We start from the raw sequence: 22,897 nt of genomic DNA on the forward strand, positions 1-22,897 counted from the left end.
TCAACTACCTTGCGCCGCCTTGGCGGCTTGCAGTTGCCGAGCCTGCTCAGTCAGGCGAGCCTTTTCCTCAGGGCTCATCGCCTCCATGCGCAGGCGTGCCTGGGCGATTTTCTCCAACTGCCCCGGGCTGCTCTCCTGCGACCGCAAGGCCGTCGCCAACGAAGCCACGGTCGGATGATCGAAGACCAGCCCCGGATGGATGTCGCACTGCAGCAGCTTGCGAATGCCGGCCACCAATTTGATCACCAGCAGCGAATGACCGCCGGCGGCGAAGAAGTCGCGGTCGATGCCCAATCTTTCAATTCCGAGCAGTTGCGCCATGCGCGCAGCGAGCAATTGTTCGAGTCCGTCACGGGGTCCGGCGCCCTCTTCCTCGCCCGTCGCGACTGCCAACTGCTGCAACGCCTGGCGATCGATCTTGCCGTTGGCCAACCGAGGGAAGCGTTCGATCAGGTGCCAATGCTGCGGCACCATCACGCTGGGCAAGCGTGCGTTCAGTTGCGCCCGCGCGGCATCCAGCACTTCCGAAGGCAAGCCTTGCGATGCCACGATAAATGCCAGCAAACCCTGCTCGGCCGGTAGCACCAGCGCCTCGCCCACCTGCGGCACGCGCAGCAGCTCGGCCTCGATCTCCGCCAGCTCGATGCGGAACCCGCGCACCTTGACCTGCTGATCGCGCCGCCCTTGCAGCTGAATCCCGCCGGCCGGGCGATAGCGCGCCAGGTCGCCCGTGCGGTACAGGCGCTGCGCCGGATCGAACGGGCTCTGGATGAACGTCTGCCCGTCGGCCTCCGCATTCAGATAACCCCGGCACAACTGCGCGCCGCCCAGGTACACCTCGCCCAGCACGCCCACCGGCGCCAGCCGCCGCTCGGCGTCCAGTACGTAGACTTGGTTGTTGCCCAGCACCTGGGTCAGCGCCGAGCAGTCATCGTCGCCCTTCAATGACAACGGATGAATCATGACTCCGACGGTGGCCTCGGTCGGCCCGTAGTGGTTGAACACTCGGCAATCGCTGCGCAATCGGGCGATGCGTTCAATCAACGTCGGCGCTATCGGCTCGCCGCCGAGCATCAGGGTGCGCGGCAATGTCGCTTGTTCGCTGTCGAGCAACGCCGCGAGGTGCGACGGCACGATCTTCAGGCAATCGATTTGATGCTGGCGCATGAACGTGGCGAACAACGCGCCGTCCTGCATCTGCTCATCGCTGGCGACATGCAGGGTCGCGCCATTGAACAACGCGCCAAACAGCGCCGTGTTGCCCAGGTCCGCCGCCACGGTGGAGCTGAAGGCCACGTGTCTGCACTGATCCAGCGCCAACGCCTGGCTGGCCTGGGCGGTGTAGTTGAGCAATTGCCGATGCTCGATCACCACGCCCTTGGGCACACCGGTGGAGCCGGACGTGAACAACACATAGGCGATGTCGTTGCCCTTGGTCGCCAGCGCCGGCAACGTCGCATTCGCTGGGCTGAGCCCGGCCAATACCAGCGCTGTATACGGCTGGTCCTGCCACGCCGGCATATGCGCCGCATCGGTGAGCACCACCGCGGCGCCGGCCTGTTCCACCATCAACGCCTGGCGGGCCTGGGGCCATTGGGTATCCAGCGGCAGGTAGGCCGCGCCGATGCGCCAGCTCGCCAACATGGCGATCACCAGCTCCGCCGAGCGCGGCAAGGCCAGGGCGACAATCGAACCCTCGCCCAGGCCTTGGTCTTGGATGCCGAGGGCCACGCGCTCGACCTCTGCGTTTAGCTGACCGTAGCTCAAGGATTGATGGGCGTCGGTCAGCGCGATAATGTCCGGCGTCCGCAGCGCCAGATCTGCAATACGCTGCGGCAGATAGCGGTTATCGGCCAGCGCCTGCATCGGCGGGTTGATCGACCGCAGGCGCGATTCCTCGCTGCGGCCCAGCAGGTTGAGCTGCGCCAGCGGCGTTTGCGCATCCGCAGCGATAGAGGCCAGCAGCACATCGTATTGTTCCAGCACGGCGCTGGCGGCAGCTTGCGAGTAACGAGCGTCGGCGTAATGCAGGTCGATCGCGACCAGCTGCTGGGCATCGTCCAATTGAACCTTCAGCAGCAGCTCAAGCGGATCAGTCTGCACAAGCGAAGATCCCGTCCACTTCAGACCGCCGTCGCTGTGGACGAAACTTGCCCGAGCGACCGCGAAACCATAGGCCGGATGCGCCGCGTCCGGCGCCAGTTCCGGCACCCAATATTCCTGCCAGGTGCGGTGGGCTTCAAGCCGCGTCGCCAACGCTCCCAGCCACTCGCTGAACGGTGCACTGGGGGACAACGGTACGCAAAGCGGCAGGGTTTTCTCGAACACGCCAATGGCATTGGCGAAGTAGTCGTAATCGCCGCGGCTGTCGTGACGGATGCCCACCAGTGCCTGGTCGGAACCGCTCAGGCGGCCCAACAGCAGCCACCACGCTCCCTGCAATAAGGTCGACAGCGATTGCCCAAGCTCATCGGCCAAGCGCTGCAAAGCATCGCGCCGGGCCGGTTCCAAGGCCAATGACACACGCGCATCGGCGGTCCCGCTGCCGGCGCGGCGTGCCGCCAGCCACGGCGTGTCGATCTGCGTCTGCAAGCCTTGCAGATGCTGCTGCCAATAGGTCCTCGCGGTGGCGGCATCTTCATCCAGCACCACTTCGCTGCGCCATTCCAGGTACTGGGCGAACTCGCCCGGCGCTTCGTCTTCCGATACCTGGCCCGCGTAAGCCTGGCGTACCTGTCCAAGCAGCAGGTCCATCGATGGCGCATCAGCACTGTAGCGGGCGATACCCAGCAGCAGTTGCCATTGCCGTGGCGCCAGACGATAAAGCACCGCCTGGACGCCGGCCGATTCGCCGACTACGAACGCCTGGCCCAGGGTTTCGTTGATCTGCGCCTGGACCTCTTCAGCAGGTTGCTCGCTTGGGTTTATCGTCAACGGGAAGCGCCCGGCCTGGGCCACCTGACGCAGGCCGTGGAAACCGGCGACCTTGACCAACCGTGCCAGCAACATCGGCTGCTGCGCCGCCAGTGTGTCGAAGGCGCCGTGCAATCGTTGCGGATCAAAGTCGCCATCGATGATCACGCTCACCCAGCGCAGGGCCTCGCCACAAGTCACCGTGCCCGACAATTGTTCAAGCGCCCGCTGCTGCTCGGGCGTCAGGGCGAAACCCGCGTCCTGCGTGTCCATCATCACCTCGTTCATGCTCCGGTTTCCTCGGTATTGAATGCGCCCCGGGCAGATTGCCCAACGGTCGCTGGCCGTTGCAGGCTGGCGTGGTCGTACATATCGCCCATAGCGACGACGATTTTGCGAGGTCCTTCGAATGGGTCGCGGGCGTGGGCCACCAGCATGTTGTCCAGCAGGATCACATCGCCTTTCTGCCAGTCGAAACGCACCGCGCAGGCTTCGTACAACTCGCCGATACGCGCCATCACCTCGTCTTCGATCGGTGTGCCGTCGCCGTAATAGACGTGCCTAGGCATGCGCTCCAGGCCGTACATCGACAACAGGTCTTGGCGCACGTCCGGCTCCAGCCAGTAGATGTGATGCAACTGCACTTGGTTGAAGAAGGATTTTTCCCCGGTGATCGGGTGTGTGATGATCGCCGGCCCCGGCGTGCGGGTCTGCAATTCGTCGTTGTCGAGCCAGCGCCACTGGATACCGCCGGCCCGGCATCGGGCTTCCACTTCGAGACGATTTTCGGTCTTGAAGAAGTGCTGCCACGACACGTCGAGCTTGTCGGTGAAGGTGCGCACGTACAGCAGCCCTTTGTCCTCGAACTTTTCGCGAAGGTCCGCCGGCAGTTTCTCGTACATCAGGCGGCAGTCCACCACCGGGGTCGCGCCGCCCACGGGCGCGGCCTGCTCGCAATAGAACATCTGCTTGCGCGGCCAACGGTCCTGGTGGGAGCTCTCGTTGTGGAACAGGATCATCTTGCGTTCCGGGTACGGCGTGGAGCGGTAGGTGTTCTTGCCCCCTTCCTTCTTCGGCAAGTCGCCGTACTGGCCGTACAGCCCCGGTTGAATCGCTTCGGCGAACGCTTCGAAGCCCTGGATGCCGTCCAGCGCGAATCCACGAAACAGAATGCCGGCGTGTTCGGCCAGTTTCTGTTCGATCAAGGGTCGGTTCTGCCGGATCCACTCGATGACGTCCAGGTGCGGCTCGCCGGGCTCCAGCATCAGCGGGAAACGTTGTGGCGCTGCCACCAGCGATTCACGCACCAGCGCCGGACGCGGCCGCGCGGCCGGTGTCGCCGAGCGCTTGAGGAACTTGCCCAGTTTGTCGGCCTTGGGCCCCGGGACGTTGGCAGGCGTGGCGGCTGTCGCCACGTTGTCGACTGGCATGCTGATAGCTCCCAATTGAATGTCCTGATCAGCGACGATCTGTTCCAACAGGGTCGTCCAGGCCCGGATCAGGTAATGGACGCGCTCATGTCCGAACAAGCGTGTGGCGAACTGCCAATTACCGCGCAATTGCCCTTCTTCTTCGTCAACGAACAATGCCATGTCGAATTTAGAATGGTTCTGCAGCGCCGGCAGGAACTCCACGCTCAAGCCCGCCATGGAACGCGTGCGCACCGGCACGTTGTTCATCACGAACAACACCTGGAGCAACGGGTTCATGCCTTTGTGACGAGGCACGCCCGAGGCGTCGACGATCTGGTCGAACGGCAGGTCCTGATGCTCCAGCGCGCCGAGCAGATCGTCCTGGGCCTGGGCCAGGAATCGTGTGAACGTCACGCCCGCATCGAAGCGCGAACGCAGCGGCAGGACGTTGACGAAGAAGCCGATCAGGCGCTCCAGCTCAGGTTGCTCGCGTCCGGCTACGTCAGCACCCACCACCAGATCCTGCGCGTTGCAAAGGCGATGCAATAACACCTGGAACGACGCCAGCAGCGTGCTGTACAGCGTGACGCCGGCCTCACTCGCAATGCGCCGCAATGCCGCGCTGAGGTCGGCAGACAGTTCGAACTGCAACGCATCGCCCTCATACGACGAGGTCTGGCCGCGAGGATTGTCCAGCGGCAGGTCAAGCCGACCGTTGTAACCGTCGAGTCGCTGCTTCCAATAGTCGGCCTGGCGCGCCAGCACGCCTTGCTCTTCCAACGCCTGCTGCCACAGGGCGAAGTCATGGTATTGAACCTCCAGCGGCGCCAGCGGCATCGGTTCGTGGCGCGAAGCGGCTTCGTAGATCTGCACCAGTTCGTTGATCAACAACCCCATCGACCAGCCATCGGAAATGATGTGGTGCATGGCGTACAACAACACGTGCTCGGTCGGGCCCAGGCGCAGGATCCGCCCACGCAGCAGCGGCGCCTGTTCCAGGTCGATCGGGGTGCGCGCATTGTCCAGCGTCGCCTGGGCCACGTGTTCCTGCCGGGCACCGGGCGAAAGCTCGGACAGATCGACCAGCGGGAAATCCAGCTGGACTTCGTCGGCGATCACCGCCAGCGGGTCGCCTTCGTCGTCCTGGACATACGCGGTGCGCAGCACAGCGTGACGGCGCGTCACTTCGGCAAAACTGCTCATCAGCCGCTCGACCGACAACTCGCCGCTCAGGCGCAGGGCCATCGGCATGCCATACGCCGACGTGCCGCCGGACAGCTGCTCGGCGATCCACAACCGCCGTTGCACCAGCGACAGCGGCGCCGATTGCCTTGGCCCATGGGCCTTGAGCCGGACCTTGCTGGAGTCGCCTGCGCGCACGGTTGCGTCAGCGGCCTCGCTCATCAGCGCTGCCAATGCGCTGAGCCGTGGATGATCGAACAGATCACGCAAGCTCAGCGGATAATCCGTGAGTTTGCGCAGCCGGGAGATCGCCTGGGTCGCCAGCAATGAGTGACCACCGCGTTCGAAGAAATGATCATTGCGGCCAACCTGTTCTACTTCCAGGACTTCTCGCCAGACGTCGGCGACCTGTTGCTCCAGTTCGCTTGCGGGTGGCGCGTAACCGTTTTGCGTCCCCCCGGTTTCCACGCCCGGCAACGCCTTGCGGTCGAGCTTGCCGTTGGGGGTCAGCGGCAGGTGATCGAGGAACAGCCAGTGGGCCGGGATCATGTAGTCCGGCAGGTGCTCCTTGAGTCGGGCCTTGAGTGAATCGCGCAGGGTGTCGGCGTCCAGCGACGCCACCACATAGGCGACGAGTTGCTGCCCGCCCGGCCCCTCCTGGGCGAGCACGGCGACTTCGTTGACCTCGGGCTGTTGCAGCAGTCGCGCCTCGATTTCCCCCAGCTCGATACGGAAGCCGCGGATCTTCACCTGATGGTCGATGCGGCCCTGGTATTCGAGGACGCCGTCGGCGCGATAGCGGCAAAGGTCGCCGGTGCGGTACAGGCGTTCGCCGGTCGTCGAGAACGGGTTGGGCACGTATTTCTCGGCGGTCATCGCCGCGCGGCCGAGGTAGCCCCGGGTGATACCGGCGCCGCTCAGGTACAGCTCAGCCGACACGCCTTGGGGCACCGGTTGCAGGTTGGCGTCCAGCAGGTAGCTGGCGGTGTGCTTGAGCGGGCGGCCGATGTTGGCCGTGCCGCCAGGGGTGCGGCGGGTCCAGGTGGAATAGGTGGTGTCTTCGGACGGACCATAAAGGTCATAGACATGCTCAACCCCCTGTGGGAGCGGGCTTGCTCGCGAAGGCGTTCCCTCAGTTAGCCCATCATTGACTGACCCACCGCTTTCGCGAGCAAGCCCGCTCCCACAGGTGAGGGGTGTTGGGTAGAGAGCATCCACCAGGCTTTGCTTCAGCGGCTCACCGGCCAGGTTGATGATGCCATGGACATGCTGAACCCCTTGTGGGAGCGGGCTTGCTCGCGAAGGCGTCCCCTCAGTTAGCCCATCATTGACTGACCCACCGCTTTCGCGAGCAAGCCCGCTCCCACAGGTGAGGGGTGTTGGGTAGAGGGCATCCACCAAGCTCTGCTTCAACGGCTCGCCGGCCAGGTTGATGATGCCATGGACATGCTGAACCCCTTGTGGGAGCGGGCTTGCTCGCGAAGGCGTCCCCTCAGTTAGCCCATCATTGACTGACCCACCGCTTTCGCGAGCAAGCCCGCTCCCACAGGTGAGGGGTGTTGGGTAGAGGGCATCCACCAAGCTTTGCTTCAGCGGCTCACCGGCCAGGTTGATGATGCCATGGACATGCTGAACCCCTTGTGGGAGCGGGCTTGCTCGCGAAGGCGTCCCCTCAGTTAGCCCATCATTGACTGACCCACCGCTTTCGCGAGCAAGCCCGCTCCCACAGGTGAGGGGTGTTGGGTAGAGAGCATCCACCAGGCTTTGCTTCAGCGGTTCACCGGCCAGGTTGATGATGCGCACGCTTTGCGGGATATCCCCGCTGCGCTGCAACGCGGCGATGGCCGAGGGCACGGTATTGATCAGGCGCACCTGGTCGCGGGCCGGCAGGTGCGGCAATTCCAGGGCGTTGCGGGCAATGATCAGCGAGCCGCCGTTGGCCAGGGTCACGAAGAGCTCCCATACCGACAGGTCGAAGCACACCGAAGTGGACGCGAGTACGCCTTGGATGTCGTCGCGGCTGTAGACGGTTCTGGACCAGTCGATCAGCGCCAGGACGTTGCGGTGGGCGATGGCCACGCCCTTGGGTTTGCCGGTGGAGCCGGAGGTGTAGATGACGTAGGCGAGGTTGTCTGGGGTGACCGCTGTGTCCGGTGCGGTGAAGGGATACGAGCTCAACTCAACCCGGTCCAGCATCAACACTTCGGTCTCAGCTGGAACCGTCAGCGTCTGCGCCACTGCCTGCTCGGTCAGCAACACCCGCGCCCGACTGTCATCAAGCATGTAGGCAACACGTTCGGCCGGGTAATCCGGATCCAACGGCACGTACGCACCGCCAGCCTTGAGCACCGCCAGCAGGGCGATCAGCAACTGCTCCGAACGCGGCATCGCCACGCCTACGCGCACTTCCGGGCCGACGCCCAGTTCGATGAGCTTGTGGGCCAGGCGATTAGCGCGGCCGTCGAGTTCGCTGTAGCTCAGACGAACATGATTAAACGTCACCGCCAAGGCATCCGGCGATGCTTCGGCCTGACGAGCGATCAGTTGGTGAACGCAGACGTCCTGTTCGAACGGCGCATCCACCGGATTCCAGTCATGAGTCAGGCGCTGGTGTTCATCGAATTCCAGCATCGACAGCTCACCCAACGGGCGCTCGCCCTGAGCGGTCATCTGCCCGAGCAACTGAGCCAAATGCGCCGCCAATCTTTCCACCGTGGCCGGGGCGAAGCTCGCCAGTTGATAACTCACGTGCACCGACAACTGCCGCTCCAACCCCACCAACAGCGTCAACGGATAGTTGGTCTGCTCCTGGGTGATTGGCGAACCAAAGCGCAAACCGTCCGGCGCGCCCTGCTCCAAGGCCTCGGCAATCGGGTAGTTCTCGAACACCAGCAGACTGTCGAACAACGCGTCGCCGCCCTGCCCGGCCCAACGCTGGATATCCAGCAACGCGGTGTGCTCGAATTCGCGCAGGGCAAGGTTTTGGGCCTGCACCGCTTGCAACCAACTGTCCAGCGACTGCTCGGCTCGAGGACTGGCGATCACCGGCAAGGTGTTAATGAACAGGCCGATCTGCTGCTCGATGCCGGGCAAGTCCGCTGGGCGACCGGCGACCGTCGCTCCAAACGCCACGGTGGGTTTACCGGTGTAGCGCTGCAACAGCAGCAGCCACGCCGCCTGCACCAGCGTGTTCATGGTGACTTTCGAAGCCCGGGCGAAGGTTTCCAGGCGTCGGGTCAGTGCTTCGTCCAGCACTTGCACATGATCGCCATAACCAACACCAGCCTCCGTCGGTTTGGCCACCGCATCGGCCAGCCGCGTTGGTGCTTCCAGGCGTATCAGCGCAGGCTTCCAGAACGCCTCGCTGGCCGCCGCATCCTGGCGCTGCAGCCAGGCGATGTAGTCTCGATAACGTCCGCCGGACACGGCAACGGATTGCCCGCTGTAGCGTTGCAGCACTTCGCCAAGCAACCGCGAATTGCTCCAGCCGTCCATCAAGATGTGATGGCTGGTGTAGATCAAATGATAGCGATCATCCGCGACCCGCACGACCACCAACCGCAACAATGGCGCCGCTTCCAGGGCAAACCCTTGCTGGCGCTGGGCCGTTGCGAGGGTTTCCAGGTAGCGAGGCAAATCAGCCTCCATGCGTGCGTCGTGCAACTGCAACGCAACCTCCACACGCTTGTGCACCACCTGCAACGCACGCTTGAAATCGCCGTCCCAGACAAAACCGCTGCGCAGCACGTCATGGGCGTCGGTCGCCGCTTGCCAAGCCTGGCGGAAGCGTTCGACATCCAACCCTTCGACCTCCACGCGCATCTGGTTGATGTAGTGGCCGGCCTGTTGCTCATACAGCGTGTGGAACAGCATGCCCTGCTGCATCGGCGACAGTGGATAGAGGTCCTCCACGTCTCGGGCCATCAGCGGCAAGGCGTCCAATTGCGCCTGGTCGAGCCCGGCCAGGGGGAAGTCCGACGGCGTGAAGCCGTGGCGCTGGGTCTCGCAACAGTGGTCGATCAAGTCCTGCAATTCGCGAGCGTAATCCACGGCCAGTGCCTGGATCGTCGCTTCGTCGAACATCTGCGTGCTGAAGGTCCAGTCGATGCTCAACTCGCCGGCATAGACGCTGCCGTTGAGGGTCAACCAGTTATCCAGCGGCGCCAACGGACTCTGCGCGGCGCCCGCCGACTCGCTGGCCGGGACAAACAGCCCGCCGGCCTCTTCGCTGAAGCCGCTGTCGAACTGCCCCAGATAATTGAAGGTGATACGCGGCACCGGCAGTGCCGCGAGGGCACGACGCGTCGGTTCATCGCCCAGGTAGCGCAACACGCCAAAACCAAGCCCTTTGTCGGGGATGGCCCGCAGTTGTTCCTTGATTGCCTTGATCGAGCCTTCGGCGGTCGCCGTCGGGGTCAGACGCACCGGGAACAGGCTGGTGAACCAACCCACGCTGCGGCTCAGGTCCAGATCATCGAACAGCGCCTCGCGGCCATGGCCTTCCAATTGAATCAAAGTCGAGGCCTGGGCAGTCCAGCGGCCGATCACCCGCGCCAGCGCCGTCAACAGCAGGTCGTTGACCTGGGTGCGGTAGGTCGCCGGTGCTTGCTGCAACAGTCGTCGGGTCAGTGCTTTGTCCAGCCGCGTCTGCACTTGCGCCCCATGGCACCTGCGCAAATCACTTCCCGGGTGGTCGCAAGGAAGGTCTTGGCGAGCGCCTTCCAGTTGCGCCTGCCAGTACGCGACTTGGCCCTGCAACGCCGCACTGCCGGCATGGGCCTGCAACCGTTGCGCCCAGGCCTGTGCAGACGTGGTCTTGGCTGGCAACGACGGTGCCTGGCCGGCCTTTAGCTGGTCGTACGCCTGTTGCAGATCCTCCAGCAGAACCCGCCAGGACACGCCGTCCACCACCAGGTGATGGATCACCAGCAACAGCCGCTGGCTGCCATCGGCCAGGGTCGCCAGAACACCGCGCAGCAGCGCGCCGCTGTCCAGTTCCAGGCTGCGCTGGGCGCGTTCGGCCAGGCGTTCGAGGGCCTGCGCATCCGCGACTTCGGCGGTCCACAGCAAGGGTGAGTGCTGCCAGAGTGAACGCTGCTCCATCAAAGTCTTATGGCGAGCGATCCAGGCGCCGTCCTCATGGGTGAAGGCCAGGCGCAACGCATCGTGATGTTCGACCAAGGCCTGCAACGCTTGCTCCAGATGCCCGGCGTGCAACGCTCGCACGCCCTTGAGCAACACCGACTGGTTCCAGTGATGAGGCTCGGCCATGGCCTGTTCGAAGAACAACTGCTGGAACGGCAACAGCAGCGCCTCCCCTGTCACCGGGCCCTGGTCGATCACCAGCCCGCCGTCTCCGGTTGTCGCCACGCCGGTCAAACCCTGGATGGTCTGGTGCAGGAACAGGTCCTTGGGGCTGAAATGGATACCGGCCTGACGGGCCCGGCTCACGACCTGGATGGAGATGATCGAATCGCCGCCCAGCTCGAAGAAGTTGTCGGTCACGCCCACGCGCTCCCTGCCGAGCACGCTTTGCCAGATATCCACCAGCGTCTGTTCCTGCGCGGTCACGGCTGCGACGTAGGCCTGGGGATGGGCGCTCGGCTCGGCCTTGGGCAGCGCCTTGCGCTCGAGCTTGCCGTTGGGGCTGACCGGCATTTTTTCCAGCCACACCCAGTGTTGCGGCACCATGTAGTCGGGCAAGGATTGGCTCAGATGTTCCCTGAGGCGCGCTTGCAGCGCCTGGCGAACGGCGTCATCGGCGGCCAGCAGTTCCGCGCGCGCCGGCACCACATAGGCGACCAGCAGCGTGCCGTCCTGGGCCAGGACCACGGTTTCGCGCACCGCCTCGTGCTCGGCCAGGCGCGCTTCGATTTCGCCCAGTTCGATGCGCAGGCCACGGATCTTCACTTGATGGTCGATCCGCCCGGCATATTCGATCACACCGTCAGGGCGATAGCGCGCCAAGTCGCCGGTGCGATACAGGCGTTGGCCATGGCCGAACGGCCCGGTGACGAAGCGCTCGGCGGTCAACGCCGCGCGTCGGTGGTAACCCCGCGCCAGCCCCTCGCCCGCCAGATACAGTTCGCCAATCACGCCCACCGGCACCGGCGACAACTCATCGTCGAGGATGTAGGTGCCGAGGTTGGCGATCGGCTGGCCGATCGGCACGCTGTCGCGCTGCTCGTCGACACAGGTCCAGTGCGTCACGTCGATGGCCGCCTCGGTCGGGCCGTAGAGGTTGTACAGGTTGGCGTTGGGCAGCTTGGCGAACACCTGCTGCTGGGCATCCACCGGCAACGCTTCACCGCTGCAGACGATTCGCTTGAGGCTGGTGCATTCGGCCACGCGCGGGTCCTGCACAAACGCCTGGAGCATCGACGGCACGAAGTGCAGCGTGGTGATGCCCTGGGCCGTGATCAATTCGATCAACAGCGCCGGGTCGCGATGGGCGCCCGGCGCAGCCACCACCAGCGTCGAACCGGTCAGCAGCGGCCAGAAGAACTCCCACACCGACACGTCGAAGCTGAACGGCGTCTTTTGCAGCACGCTGTCCGAGGCATCGAGGCCATACGCCTGTTGCATCCAGCACAGCCGGTTGACCAGGGCGCTGTGGCGATTGCCCGCGCCCTTGGGCTTGCCGGTGGAACCGGAGGTATAGATCACGTAAGCCAGGTTTTCGCCGTGGACTTCGACGTCGGGATTGCCGTCGCGGCTGGCGTACACACCGTCGTCGGGCAAGTCCAGCACCAGGCTGCGCAGCCCGTCCGGGATCGGCAAGACATCCAGCAAATGTTGCTGGGTCAGCAGCAAACCAATGCCGCTGTCTTCGAACATGTAGGCCAGGCGATCACGCGGGTATTCGGGGTCCAGCGGCACGTAGGCGCCGCCGGCCTTGAGGATCGCCAACAGCCCCAGCACCATCTCCACGGAACGCTCCACCGCGATGCCCACCAGCACGTCAGGACCAACGCCCTGGTCGATCAAGCGATGGGCCAAGCGGTTGGCCCGGGCATTGAGTTCGCGGTAGCTCAGGCGTTGCTCGCCGAAGACCAGCGCAGGCGCGTCCGGGGTCCGGCTCACCTGTTCCTCGATCAGGCTTTGCACGCTGCGCTCGAGCGGGTATTGCTGCGCCGTCGCGTTCCAGTCAATGAGCATGTGCCGGTGCTCGTCCGCGTCCAGCAGCGACCACTGCGCCACCGGGCGATGCAGATCGTGCGTCATGTCATGCAACAGGTTGAGCCAATGCCCAGCCATGCGCTCGATGGACACCGGCTCGAACAGATCCGTCGCATAGGTCAGGGCCGCGTGCAGGCCTTGCGAGCTCTCGACGGTGTCCATGCTCAGGTCGAATTGCGCGGTGCGCTGCGTCCAGCCCAGGGGTTCGACGCACAGGTCCGGCAAGGCATTGGCGAACGCCGAATCGGCTTCATTGCGGTGGTTGAACATCGCCTGGAACAACGGGCTGTGGCTGAGGTTGCGCTGCGGTTGCAAGGCATCCACCAGTTGCTCGAAAGGCAGGTCCTGATGCATCTGCGCGGCCATCGCCGTTTGCTTGAGCTGTTGCAGCAGCGCGGCGCCGGTCAGCTCACTGTGGAACTCGCTGCGCAGGACCTGGGTGTTGACGAAGAAACCGATCAGTCGCTCGGTTTCCAGCCGTTGTCGGTTGGCGATCGGCACGCCGACGCGAATGTCGGCCTGGCCGCTGTAGCGGTGCAGCAGCGCCTGGAACGAACCGAGCAACAGCACGAACAACGTGACGTTTTCCCGTCGCGCCAGGGCCTTGAGACCGGCGCTCAACGCCGCGTCCAACACGATTGGCAAGCGTGCGCCGCGCAGGCTTTGCTGCGCCGGGCGCGGATGGTCGGTGGGCAGTTCCAGCAACGGTTGCTCGCCACCCAGTTGCCCGGACCAATAGGCCAGTTGACGATCCCGCTCACCGTCCGCCATCCATTGCCGCTGCCAGACGGCATAGTCGGCGTATTGCACCGCCAACGGTGGCAGATGCGCTTGCTGGCCTTGGACGAACGCCGAATACAGGCTCATCAGGTCATCGACCATCACCTGCAAGGACCAGCCATCGGAGACGATGTGATGCAGCGTCAGCACCAGGATGTGGTCCTGTTCGTCCACTTCCAGCAGCGCCACGCGCAGCAACGAATCAGTCAGCAGATCGAACGGGCGGTGGGTCTGTTGTTCGATCAAGGCCTGGATGTCGCGCCCTTCCAGGCGCTGCTCGACGAAATCGACCTGCCCCTGCCCGCGAATGACTTGGCAGGTGCGCCCATCCTCTTCGACGAACAAGGTGCGCAAGCTTTCGTGATGCGCCACCAGCGCGGCGAAACTCTGGCGCAGCGCCTCCTTGTCCAGCGCGCCGCGCATCCGCAGGGCCGTGGGGATGTTATAGGCGGCGCTGTCCGGGTCCATTTTCCAGAGGAACCACTGGCGTTCCTGGGCAAACGACAGCGGCAGTGGCGCATCGCGAGGCACCGGCACCAGCGCCGGAGCCTGTTCGCCGGGCGCGGCCTCGAACGCCGCGACGAACGCCTGCAAGGTGCTGTGTTCGAACAGGCTGCGCAGCGGCACCTCGATGCCCAGCACTCGGCGGATCCGCGAAACCACTTGGGTCACCAGCAGCGAATGCCCGCCCAACTCGAAGAAATTGTCCTCCAGGCCCACGCGCTCAAGCTTGAGCACGTCCTGCCAGATCGCCGCGACTTGTTGCTCGGCCTCACTACGAGGCGCCACGTAGGCCTGTTGCACGTCGCTGGCGTCGGGCGCCGGCAGGGCCTTGCGATCGATCTTGCCGTTGGGCGTCAGCGGCAATCTTGCCAGGAACAACAGGTGCGCCGGGACCATGTAGTCCGGCAACTGCGCCTTGAGGGCGGCCTTGAGCGTGGCGCGCAGCGACGCATCGAGCTCCGGCACTTCTCCGCTGGCAGGCACGACGTAGCCCACCAGTTGCGCACCGGTCGGGCCGTCGTGGGCGACTACCACGGTTTCGCGCACGCTGTCCTGGGCCAGCAAAGCGGCTTCGATCTCCCCGAGTTCAATGCGCAGGCCGCGGATCTTCACCTGATGGTCGATACGGCCGAGGTATTCGACCACCCCTTCGGCGCGATAACGGGTCAGGTCGCCGGTGCGGTACAGCCGTTCGCCGCAGGTGGAAAACGGATCGGGCACGAAGCGTTCGGCGGTCAGCCCCGGGCGCTGGAAATAACCACGGGCCAGGCCGGCGCCACCGATCAGCAGCTCACCCGGCGCGCCGGGCGGGTTGAGCGTCAGGTCGCTGCCGACGATGTACAGCGCCGTATTGTCCAGCGGCTGGCCAAGGAAGGGCCGGTCGCGCTCGGGGCTCAACGGGTGCACCGCCGACCAGATGGTGGTTTCGGTCGGCCCGTAGAGGTTCCAGAGCTTCGGCGAAAGTGCCAGCAGTCGCTGGGCCAGTTCCTGGGGCAAGGCTTCGCCGCCGCACAGGAAAGTCCGGCCTGCCAGCACCGAGGCCTGCTCGTGATCGAGCAGCATGCGCCAGCTCGACGGCGTCGCTTGCAGCACCGTGACGTCGTGTTGTTCGATCAGCGCCAGCACCGCTTGCGGATCCTGGTGCACGTGCTGCCCGGTCAGCACGATGCTGGCCCCGGCGCAGAGCGGCCCATAGATTTCCAGGCCGAAAATATCGAAGGAGAAGGTTGTCAGCGACAGCATGCGGTCGCTGGCCACGAGGCCTGGCTGGGCGATCATGCTGGTGATGAAATTGCCCAGCGCGCCATGGCGAACCATCACGCCCTTGGGCTTGCCGGTGGAGCCGGAGGTGTAGATGACGTAGGCCAGGTGCTCGCCAGTCAGCGGCACCACCTGGCAGGTTTTCGGAGCGTCTTGCAGTGCGGCGTCCGGCTGGTCCAGCAGCAGGGTCCGGAGCGTCGGCGGGATCGGCAATCGCCCCTGCAAACGGGCCTGGGTCAGCAGCAGCCCGATGCCGCTGTCCTCGATCATGTAGGCCAGGCGATCCTCGGGATACGCCGGGTCCAGCGGCACGTAGGCGGCGCCGGCCTTGAGGATCGCCAGCAGGCCGACAATCATCTCGACGCTGCGCTCCACCGCGATGCCCACCCGCTCGCCAGGGGATGCGCCCAGCTCGATCAAGCGGTGAGCCAGTTGATTGGCGCGGGTGTCCAGTTGCCGGTAGCTCAGGGATTGTCCATCGACGGTCAGCGCCAGTGCGTCAGGGGCTCGATGCGCCTGGTCAGCGATGCGCTGGTGGACGCACACGGCTTCGGCGCCGTGATCGGCGACGCGCAGCCATTGCTGTTGCGTGAGGCGCTGTTGCGCCGGGTCGAGCAGCGGCAATTCGCCGACTCGCAGGCGGGGCGCATCGACGATGCCTTGCAGCAGGTTTTGCCAGTGCTCGGCCAGGCGCTCGACGGTCTGCGGTTCGAAGAGGTCGGTGGCGTAGGTCAGCTCTGCGGCGACGCCCTGCTCGGTTTCGTAGGTGCCCAGGGTCAAGTCGAACTGGGCGGTGCGCCCTTCCCATGTCAGGTCCTCGACCCGCAGTTGCGGCAGCTGCACCTGCCGACGGCCCGCAACATCGGCGTTCTGGTGGTTGAACATGACCTGGAAGATCGGGCTGTGGCTGAGGCTGCGCTCCGGTTGCAGGGCTTCGATCAGTTGCTCGAACGGCAGGTCCTGATGGGCCTGGGCCGCCATGGCCGCTTGCTTGACCTGGGCGAGCAATTCATCGAATGGCATCTGCCCATCGACGTGGGCATTGAGGACCTGGGTATTGACGAAAAAGCCGATCAGCCCTTCAGTCTCGACCCGGTTGCGATTGGCCGTCGGCACGCCGACGCGGATCTGCGGTTGGCCGCTGTAGCGGTGCAGCAATGCCTGGAACGAGGCGAGCAGCACCATGAACAGGCTGGCGCCTTCACGCTGGGCCAGTTGCTTGAGGGCGCTGGCCAGTTCCGGCGCCAGCTTCACGTCCAGCCGCGCGCCACGAAGGCTTTGCACCGGGGGGCGCGGATGATCGAACGGCAGCTCCAGCACCGGTTGCTCGTCGCCGAGGGTCTGGACCCAATAGGCCAACTGGCGTTCGCGCTCGCCGGCTTCCAGCCAATGGCGCTGCCAGATGGCGTAGTCGGCGTATTGCACCGGCAGTTCCGGCAATGCCAGCGGCTGGCCGCCGGTGTCGGCGGCGTAACAGCGCACCAGTTCATCCACCAGCACGCGCATCGACCAGCCGTCGGCGATGATGTGGTGCTGGATCAACACCAGCACGTGGTCGTCCTCGGCGATTTTCAGCAGCAAAACCCGCAGCAACGGCCCTTGGCGCAAATCGAATGGACGTGCGGTTTCGCCTTCGACGTAAGCCTTGATGCCCGCCTCCTCGCTGACCGATGAACCGACGGGCAGCGCCTCGACAGCGATGCTCAGGGGCAGGTTTCGGTGGATGACCTGCACGGCTTGCTCGCCATACTCGGCGAACGTGGTGCGCAAGCTTTCGTGGCGCTCGACCAGGGCATTGAAGCTGCGCTCCAGGGCCGGCACGTCCAACTGGCCCTTGAGACGCAAGGCGCCGGGAATATGGTAGGCCGAACTGTGCGGGTCCATTTGCCAGAGGAACCACTGGCGCTCCTGGGCATAGGACAGCGGGATGTGCTCAAACCCGGAACGCACTTCGGGGATCGGCAGGTTGGCCGGCGAGACGCCCTCCTCCAGCATCTTCTCCAGGTACAGCCTGCGTTTGTCCAGCGGCAGAGTGATAAAGCGTTTGGCAACCCTCAAAGCAACACTCTTGTCCATCAGACTTCCTCCATTTCATCAAGCAGGGCGTCCAGCTTGTTCAGTTTCGCTTCATTGATTGGCCCGTCGGTGCTGTCGAATTGCGCGACGAAATCTTGCAGGACGGGGTGCTGGAACAGCAGTTGCGGGGTCAGGCTCAACCCCAGTTCGAGGGCCATGCGCGAGACGGCGGTGACCGCCAGCAGCGAGTGGCCGCCCAGCTCGAAGAAGTGATCGTTCAGGCCCACCCGCTCGACAATGAGCACCTGGGCCCAGATCGCCGCGACTTGCTGCGCCAGTTCGCTGACCGGCGCTTCGTATGCGCTTTGCGAGCGCCCGGCCTCGATGCCCGGCAGGGCCTTGCGGTCGAGCTTGCCGTTGGGAGTCAGCGGCAGGTGATCGAGGAACAGCCAGTGGGCCGGGATCATGTAGTCCGGCAGGTGTTCCTTGAGTCGGGCCTTGAGTGATTCGCGCAGTGTGTCGGCGTCCGCCGTGGCCACCACATAGGCGACCAACTGCTGCCCGCCCGGCCCTTCCTGGGCCAGCACCGCAACTTCGTTGACCTCGGGCTGCTGCAACAGCCGTGCCTCGATTTCTCCCAGCTCGATGCGGAAGCCGCGGATCTTCACCTGATGGTCGATACGGCCCTGGTATTCGAGCACGCCGTCGGCGCGATAACGGCACAGGTCGCCGGTGCGGTACAGGCGTTCGCCGGTGGTGGAGAACGGGTTGGGCACGTATTTTTCGGCGGTCATCGCGGCGCGACCGAGGTAGCCCCGGGTGATGCCGGCGCCGCTCAGGTACAGCTCAGCCGACACGCCTTGGGGCACCGGTTGCAGGTTGGCGTCCAGCAGGTAGCTGGCGGTGTGCTTGAGTGGGCGGCCGATGTTGGCCGTGCCGCCAGGGGTGCGGCGGGTCCAGGTGGAATAGGTGGTGTCTTCGGACGGACCATAAAGATCATAGACATGCTCAACCCCCTGTGGGAGCGGGCTTGCTCGCGAAGGCGTTCCCTCAGTTAGCCCATCATTGACTGACCCACCGCTTTCGCGAGCAAGCCCGCTCCCACAGGTGAGGGGTGTTGGGTAGAGAGCATCCACCAGGCTCTGCTTCAGCGGCTCGCCGGCCAGGTTGATGATGCGCACGCTTTGCGGAATATCCCCGCTGCGCTGCAACGCGGCGATGGCCGAGGGCACGGTGTTGATCAGGCGCACCTGGTCGCGGGCCGGCAGGTGCGGAAGCTCCAGGGCGTTGCGGGCGATGATCAGCGAGCCGCCGTTGGCCAGGGTCACGAAGAGCTCCCATACCGACAGGTCGAAGCACACCGAAGTGGACGCGAGCACGCCTTGGATGTCGTCGCGGCTGTAGACGGTCTTGGACCAGTCGATCAATGCCAGGACGTTGCGGTGGGCGATGGCCACGCCCTTGGGTTTGCCGGTGGAGCCGGAGGTGTAGATGACGTAGGCGAGGTTGTCTGGGGTGACCGCTGTGTCCGGTGCGGTGAAGGGATACGAGCTCAACTCAACCCGGTCCAGCATCAACACTTCGGTCTCAGTTGGAACCGTCAGCGTCTGCGCCACTGCCTGCTCGGTCAACAACACCCGCGCCCGACTGTCATCAAGCATGTAGGCAACACGTTCGGCCGGGTAATCCGGATCCAACGGCACGTACGCACCGCCAGCCTTGAGCACCGCCAGCAGAGCGATCAGCAATTGCTCGGAACGCGGCATCGCCACGCCCACGCGCACTTCCGGGCCGACGCCCAGTTCGATGAGCTTGTGGGCCAGGCGATTAGCGCGGCCGTCGAGTTCGCTGTAGCTCAGGCGCGTGTTGGCGAAGGTGACTGCCAAGGCATCCGGCGATGCTTCGGCCTGACGAGCGATCAGTTGGTGAACGCAGACGTCCTGTTCGAACGGCGCATCCACCGGATTCCAGTCATGAGTCAGGCGCTGGTGTTCATCGAATTCCAGCATCGACAGTTCACCCAGCGGGCGCTCTCCCTGCGCGGTCATCTGCCCCAGCAACTGCACCAGATGCGCCGCCAATCGCTCCACCGTTACAGCCGAGAAACTCGCCCGCTGATAACTCATGTGCACCGACAACTGCCGCTCCAACCCCATCAACAGCGTCAACGGATAGTTGGTCTGCTCCTGGGTGATCGGCGAACCAAAACGCAAACCGTCCGGCGCGCCCTGCTCCAAAGCCTCGGCGATCGGGTAGTTCTCAAACACCAGCAAACTGTCGAACAGCGCGTCGCCGCCCTGCCCGGCCCAACGCTGGATATCCAGCAACGCGGTGTGCTCGAATTCGCGCAACGCGAGGTTCTGCGCTTGCACCGCTTGCAACCAACTGTCCAGCGACTGCTCTGCCCGAGGACTGGCGATCACCGGCAAGGTGTTAATGAACAGGCCGATCTGCTGCTCGATGCCAGGCAAGTCCGCTGGGCGACCGGCGACCGTCGCGCCAAACGCCACGGTGGATTTACCGGTGTAGCGCTGCAACAGCAGCAGCCATGCCGCCTGCACCAGCGTGTTCACCGTAACTTTCGAAGCGCGGGCGAAGGTTTCCAGGCGTCGGGTCAGCGATTCATCCAACACGTGCACGTGATCGCCATAACCCACACCAGCGTCCGTAGGCTTACCCACCGCATCGGCCAACCGTGTCGGTGCTTCGAGGCGCTGCAGCGCAGGCTTCCAGAACGCCTCACTGGCCGCCGCGTCCTGGCGTTGCAGCCAGGCGATGTAGTCCCGATAACGTCCACCGGACACAGCAACGGATTGACCGCTGTAGCGTTGCAGCACTTCGCCAAGCAGCTGCGAATTGCTCCAGCCGTCCATGAGGATGTGGTGGTGGCTGTAGATCAGGTGATAACGCTGCTCATCGAGACGTACGATCATCAGCCGCACCAGGGCCGGCGCGCTCAGGTGAAGTCGCTGGCGCTCGGCATCGGCCAGGTCCCGTAGGGCCTGATCAGGCACTACATCTCCGCGCAGATCATGCAGGCTGTAAGGCAGCTCCAAATATTTGCTGACCACTTGCACCGGCGCCGGCAAATCGCCCTGCCAGACAAACCGCGTGCGCAGGATGTCATGGGCATCCACCGCCGCCTGCCAGGCCTGGCGGAAGCGTTCCGGGTCCAGCCCTTCAATGTCCAGGCGCAGTTGGTTGATGTAGTCGCCGCCCGCGTCGCCGTACACGCCATGGAACAGCATGCCTTGTTGCATCGGTGACAACGGATACAGGTCGACGATCTGCTCGGACGGCAGCGGCAGTCCATCCAGTTGTGGCTGGCTCAGGCTCGCCAGCGGGAAGTCCGACGGCGTCACACCGCTGTGCTCGCCCCGGCAGCAATGCTCGATCAGCCGCTGCAACTCCAGCGCATAATCGTCGGCCAGGGCCTGGATGGTGGATTCATTGAACTGCTCGCGGCTGAAGGTCCAGCCCAGGTTCAGTTCGCCGCCGAACACCTGGCCGTTCAAGGCCAGCGCATTGGACAGCGGTGCTTCGGCGTCCAGCTCATCGCCGGCGCCTTCATCAGCCGGGATGAACAAGGCACCGTCGGCCTCGCTGAAGCTGGCGTCGAACTGGCCCAGGTAGTTGAAGGTCAGGCTCGGCGTCGGCAACCCGGCCAGGATCGCCCGCGTCGCGTCATCCGCCAGATGGGCCAAGGCACCAAAGCCCAGGCCCTTGTCGGGTATCGCCCGCAGTTGCTCCTTGATCTGCTTGAGGCAATCGCCCAAGTCCGCCCGTGGCGTGAGCCGGGCCGGGTACAGGCTGGTGAACCAGCCGACGGTGCGGGTCAGGTCGACGTCGTCGAACAAGGCTTCGCGACCATGGCCTTCGAGCTGGATCAGCGCGCTGTCGTGGCCGGTCCAGCGCACCATCACCCGGGCCAGTGCCGTGAGCAGCAAGTCGTTGACCTGGGTGCGATAGGCCTTGGGCGCGTCTTGCAGCAGTTGCCGGGTCAACGCGGCGTCGAGTCGCGTACGCACCGTCACCGCCAGGCGGTTCTGCTGGCCGCCGGCAGGGTTATCCATCGGCAACGAAGCATCGACGTCTTCGAGCTGGGCCTGCCAGAACGCCAGTTCCTGCGCCAACCGGTTGCTGCGGGCATGCGCTTGCAGGCGCTCGGCCCAGACCTGCGCCGAGGTGGTTTTCAGCGGCAATCGCAGCACCGCTCCGCTGGACAACTGGCGATAGGAGCTTTGCAGATCCTCGAACAGGATTCGCCACGACACGCCGTCGATCACCAAGTGATGCATGGCCAGCAACAAACGTTGGCTGCCATCGGCCAGCGTCGCCAGGACCGCCCGCAGCAAGGGGCCCGCTTGCAGGTCCAGGCTGCGCTGGGCCTCGTTGGCGATGCCTTGCAAGGCCTGCGCATCAGGCGCGTCCACGGTCCAGAGCAAGTCTTCGGATTGAGTGTCCGCAGGACGGTAAACCGCCCTCCAGCCGTCGTCCTGCTCGGTGAAGCTCAAACGCAGGCCATCGTGATGTTGCAGCAGCGCGTTCAACGCCTGGTTCAGAATTGATGCGTCCAGGTGCTGGGTCGGCTTGAGCATCACCGCCTGGTTCCAGTGATGACGCTGCGGTATCGCTTGTTCGAAGAACACCCGCTGCACCGGCAACAGCGCCAGCTCACCCGTCACCGGCCCCTGGTCGATGACTTGCGCGGCCTCGCCCTGGCGAACCACGGTCGCGAGCATTTCCAGGGTCTGGTGCTGGAACAGGTCCTTGGGCGTGAAATGCATGCCGGCCTGGCGAGCGCGGCTGACCACCTGGATCGAGACGATGGAATCGCCACCCAGCTCGAAGAAATTATCCCGCAGGCCGACGCGTTCAAGCTTGAGCACGTCCTGCCAGATCGCCGCCAGTTGCTGTTCCAGCGCAGTGCGCGGCGCCAGGTAGGCGTTCTGGGATTGGCTGGCATCAGGCTTGGGCAGGTTCTTGCGGTCGAGCTTGCCATTGGGGGTCAGCGGCAGGCGTTCGAGCAGCAGCAGATAAGCCGGGACCATGTGCGCCGGCAATGTCGCCTTGAGTTGCTCGCGCAGGTGCTCGGCGAAGTCTTCGCGGGAAGATTCTGCCGCGACTACATAGGCCACCAGACGCTTGCCGCTGCCGGCGGTGCCTTCCTGGGCCACGACCACCGCTTCGCGCACGCCATCAAGGGCTTGCAGGCTGGCTTCGATTTCACCCAGCTCAATGCGGAAGCCGCGGATCTTCACTTGGTTATCGATGCGATCCAAGTAATCGAACGTGCCGTCGACGCGCTGGCGCACCAGGTCTCCGGTGCGATACAGCAAGCCCCCTGCGCTGAACGGATCGGCGACAAAGCGCTCGGCGGTCAGCCCCGGCCGGTTCAGGTAACCACGGGCCAATCCCGTGCCGCCCAGGTACAGCTCACCGGCCATGCCTTGAGGCAACAGGTTCAGGTCGGCATCGAGCACGTAGGCGCTGCGGTCGCCGATGCGGCTGCCGATGGGCGCGTAGGCAGCACCACACGACACCTCGCGACCGGCCTTCCAGATCAGCGGCGTCACCACCGTTTCAGTCGGGCCATAACCGTTGATGATGTACTCGGGACGCAAGGCGCGCTTGACCCGTTCGAAACTGGC

General features: G+C 64.5%; 3 protein-coding genes (1 of these 3 running past the window's edge). All 3 read right to left on the reverse strand.

The features are described from left to right. Tightly spaced (each overlapping or abutting the next), the 3 genes in view from KSS97_RS20045 to KSS97_RS20055 form a layout consistent with a single transcriptional unit that may run on beyond the window. A complete protein-coding gene (locus tag KSS97_RS20045; RefSeq protein ID WP_217859989.1) occupies positions 1–3,201 on the reverse strand; it encodes a non-ribosomal peptide synthetase in 3,201 nt (1,066 codons plus the stop codon). Further along, the gene (locus KSS97_RS20050) at positions 3,198–17,306 is read right to left on the reverse strand and encodes a non-ribosomal peptide synthase/polyketide synthase (protein ID WP_217859990.1); all 14,109 of its coding nucleotides are present in this window, start codon (positions 17,304–17,306) and stop codon (positions 3,198–3,200) included. The genes KSS97_RS20045 and KSS97_RS20050 overlap by 4 nt, the downstream gene beginning before the upstream one ends. Continuing rightward, positions 17,306–22,897 carry the final stretch of a non-ribosomal peptide synthase/polyketide synthase gene (locus tag KSS97_RS20055; protein ID WP_217859991.1) on the reverse strand. The gene runs 6,822 nt beyond the window's last position, so only the last 5,592 of its 12,414 coding nucleotides appear in the window; its start codon lies off the right edge, out of view; it ends in the stop codon at positions 17,306–17,308. The genes KSS97_RS20050 and KSS97_RS20055 overlap by 1 nt, the downstream gene beginning before the upstream one ends.

Source organism: Pseudomonas alvandae (genome assembly GCF_019141525.1).
GTDB lineage: Bacteria > Pseudomonadota > Gammaproteobacteria > Pseudomonadales > Pseudomonadaceae > Aquipseudomonas > Aquipseudomonas alvandae.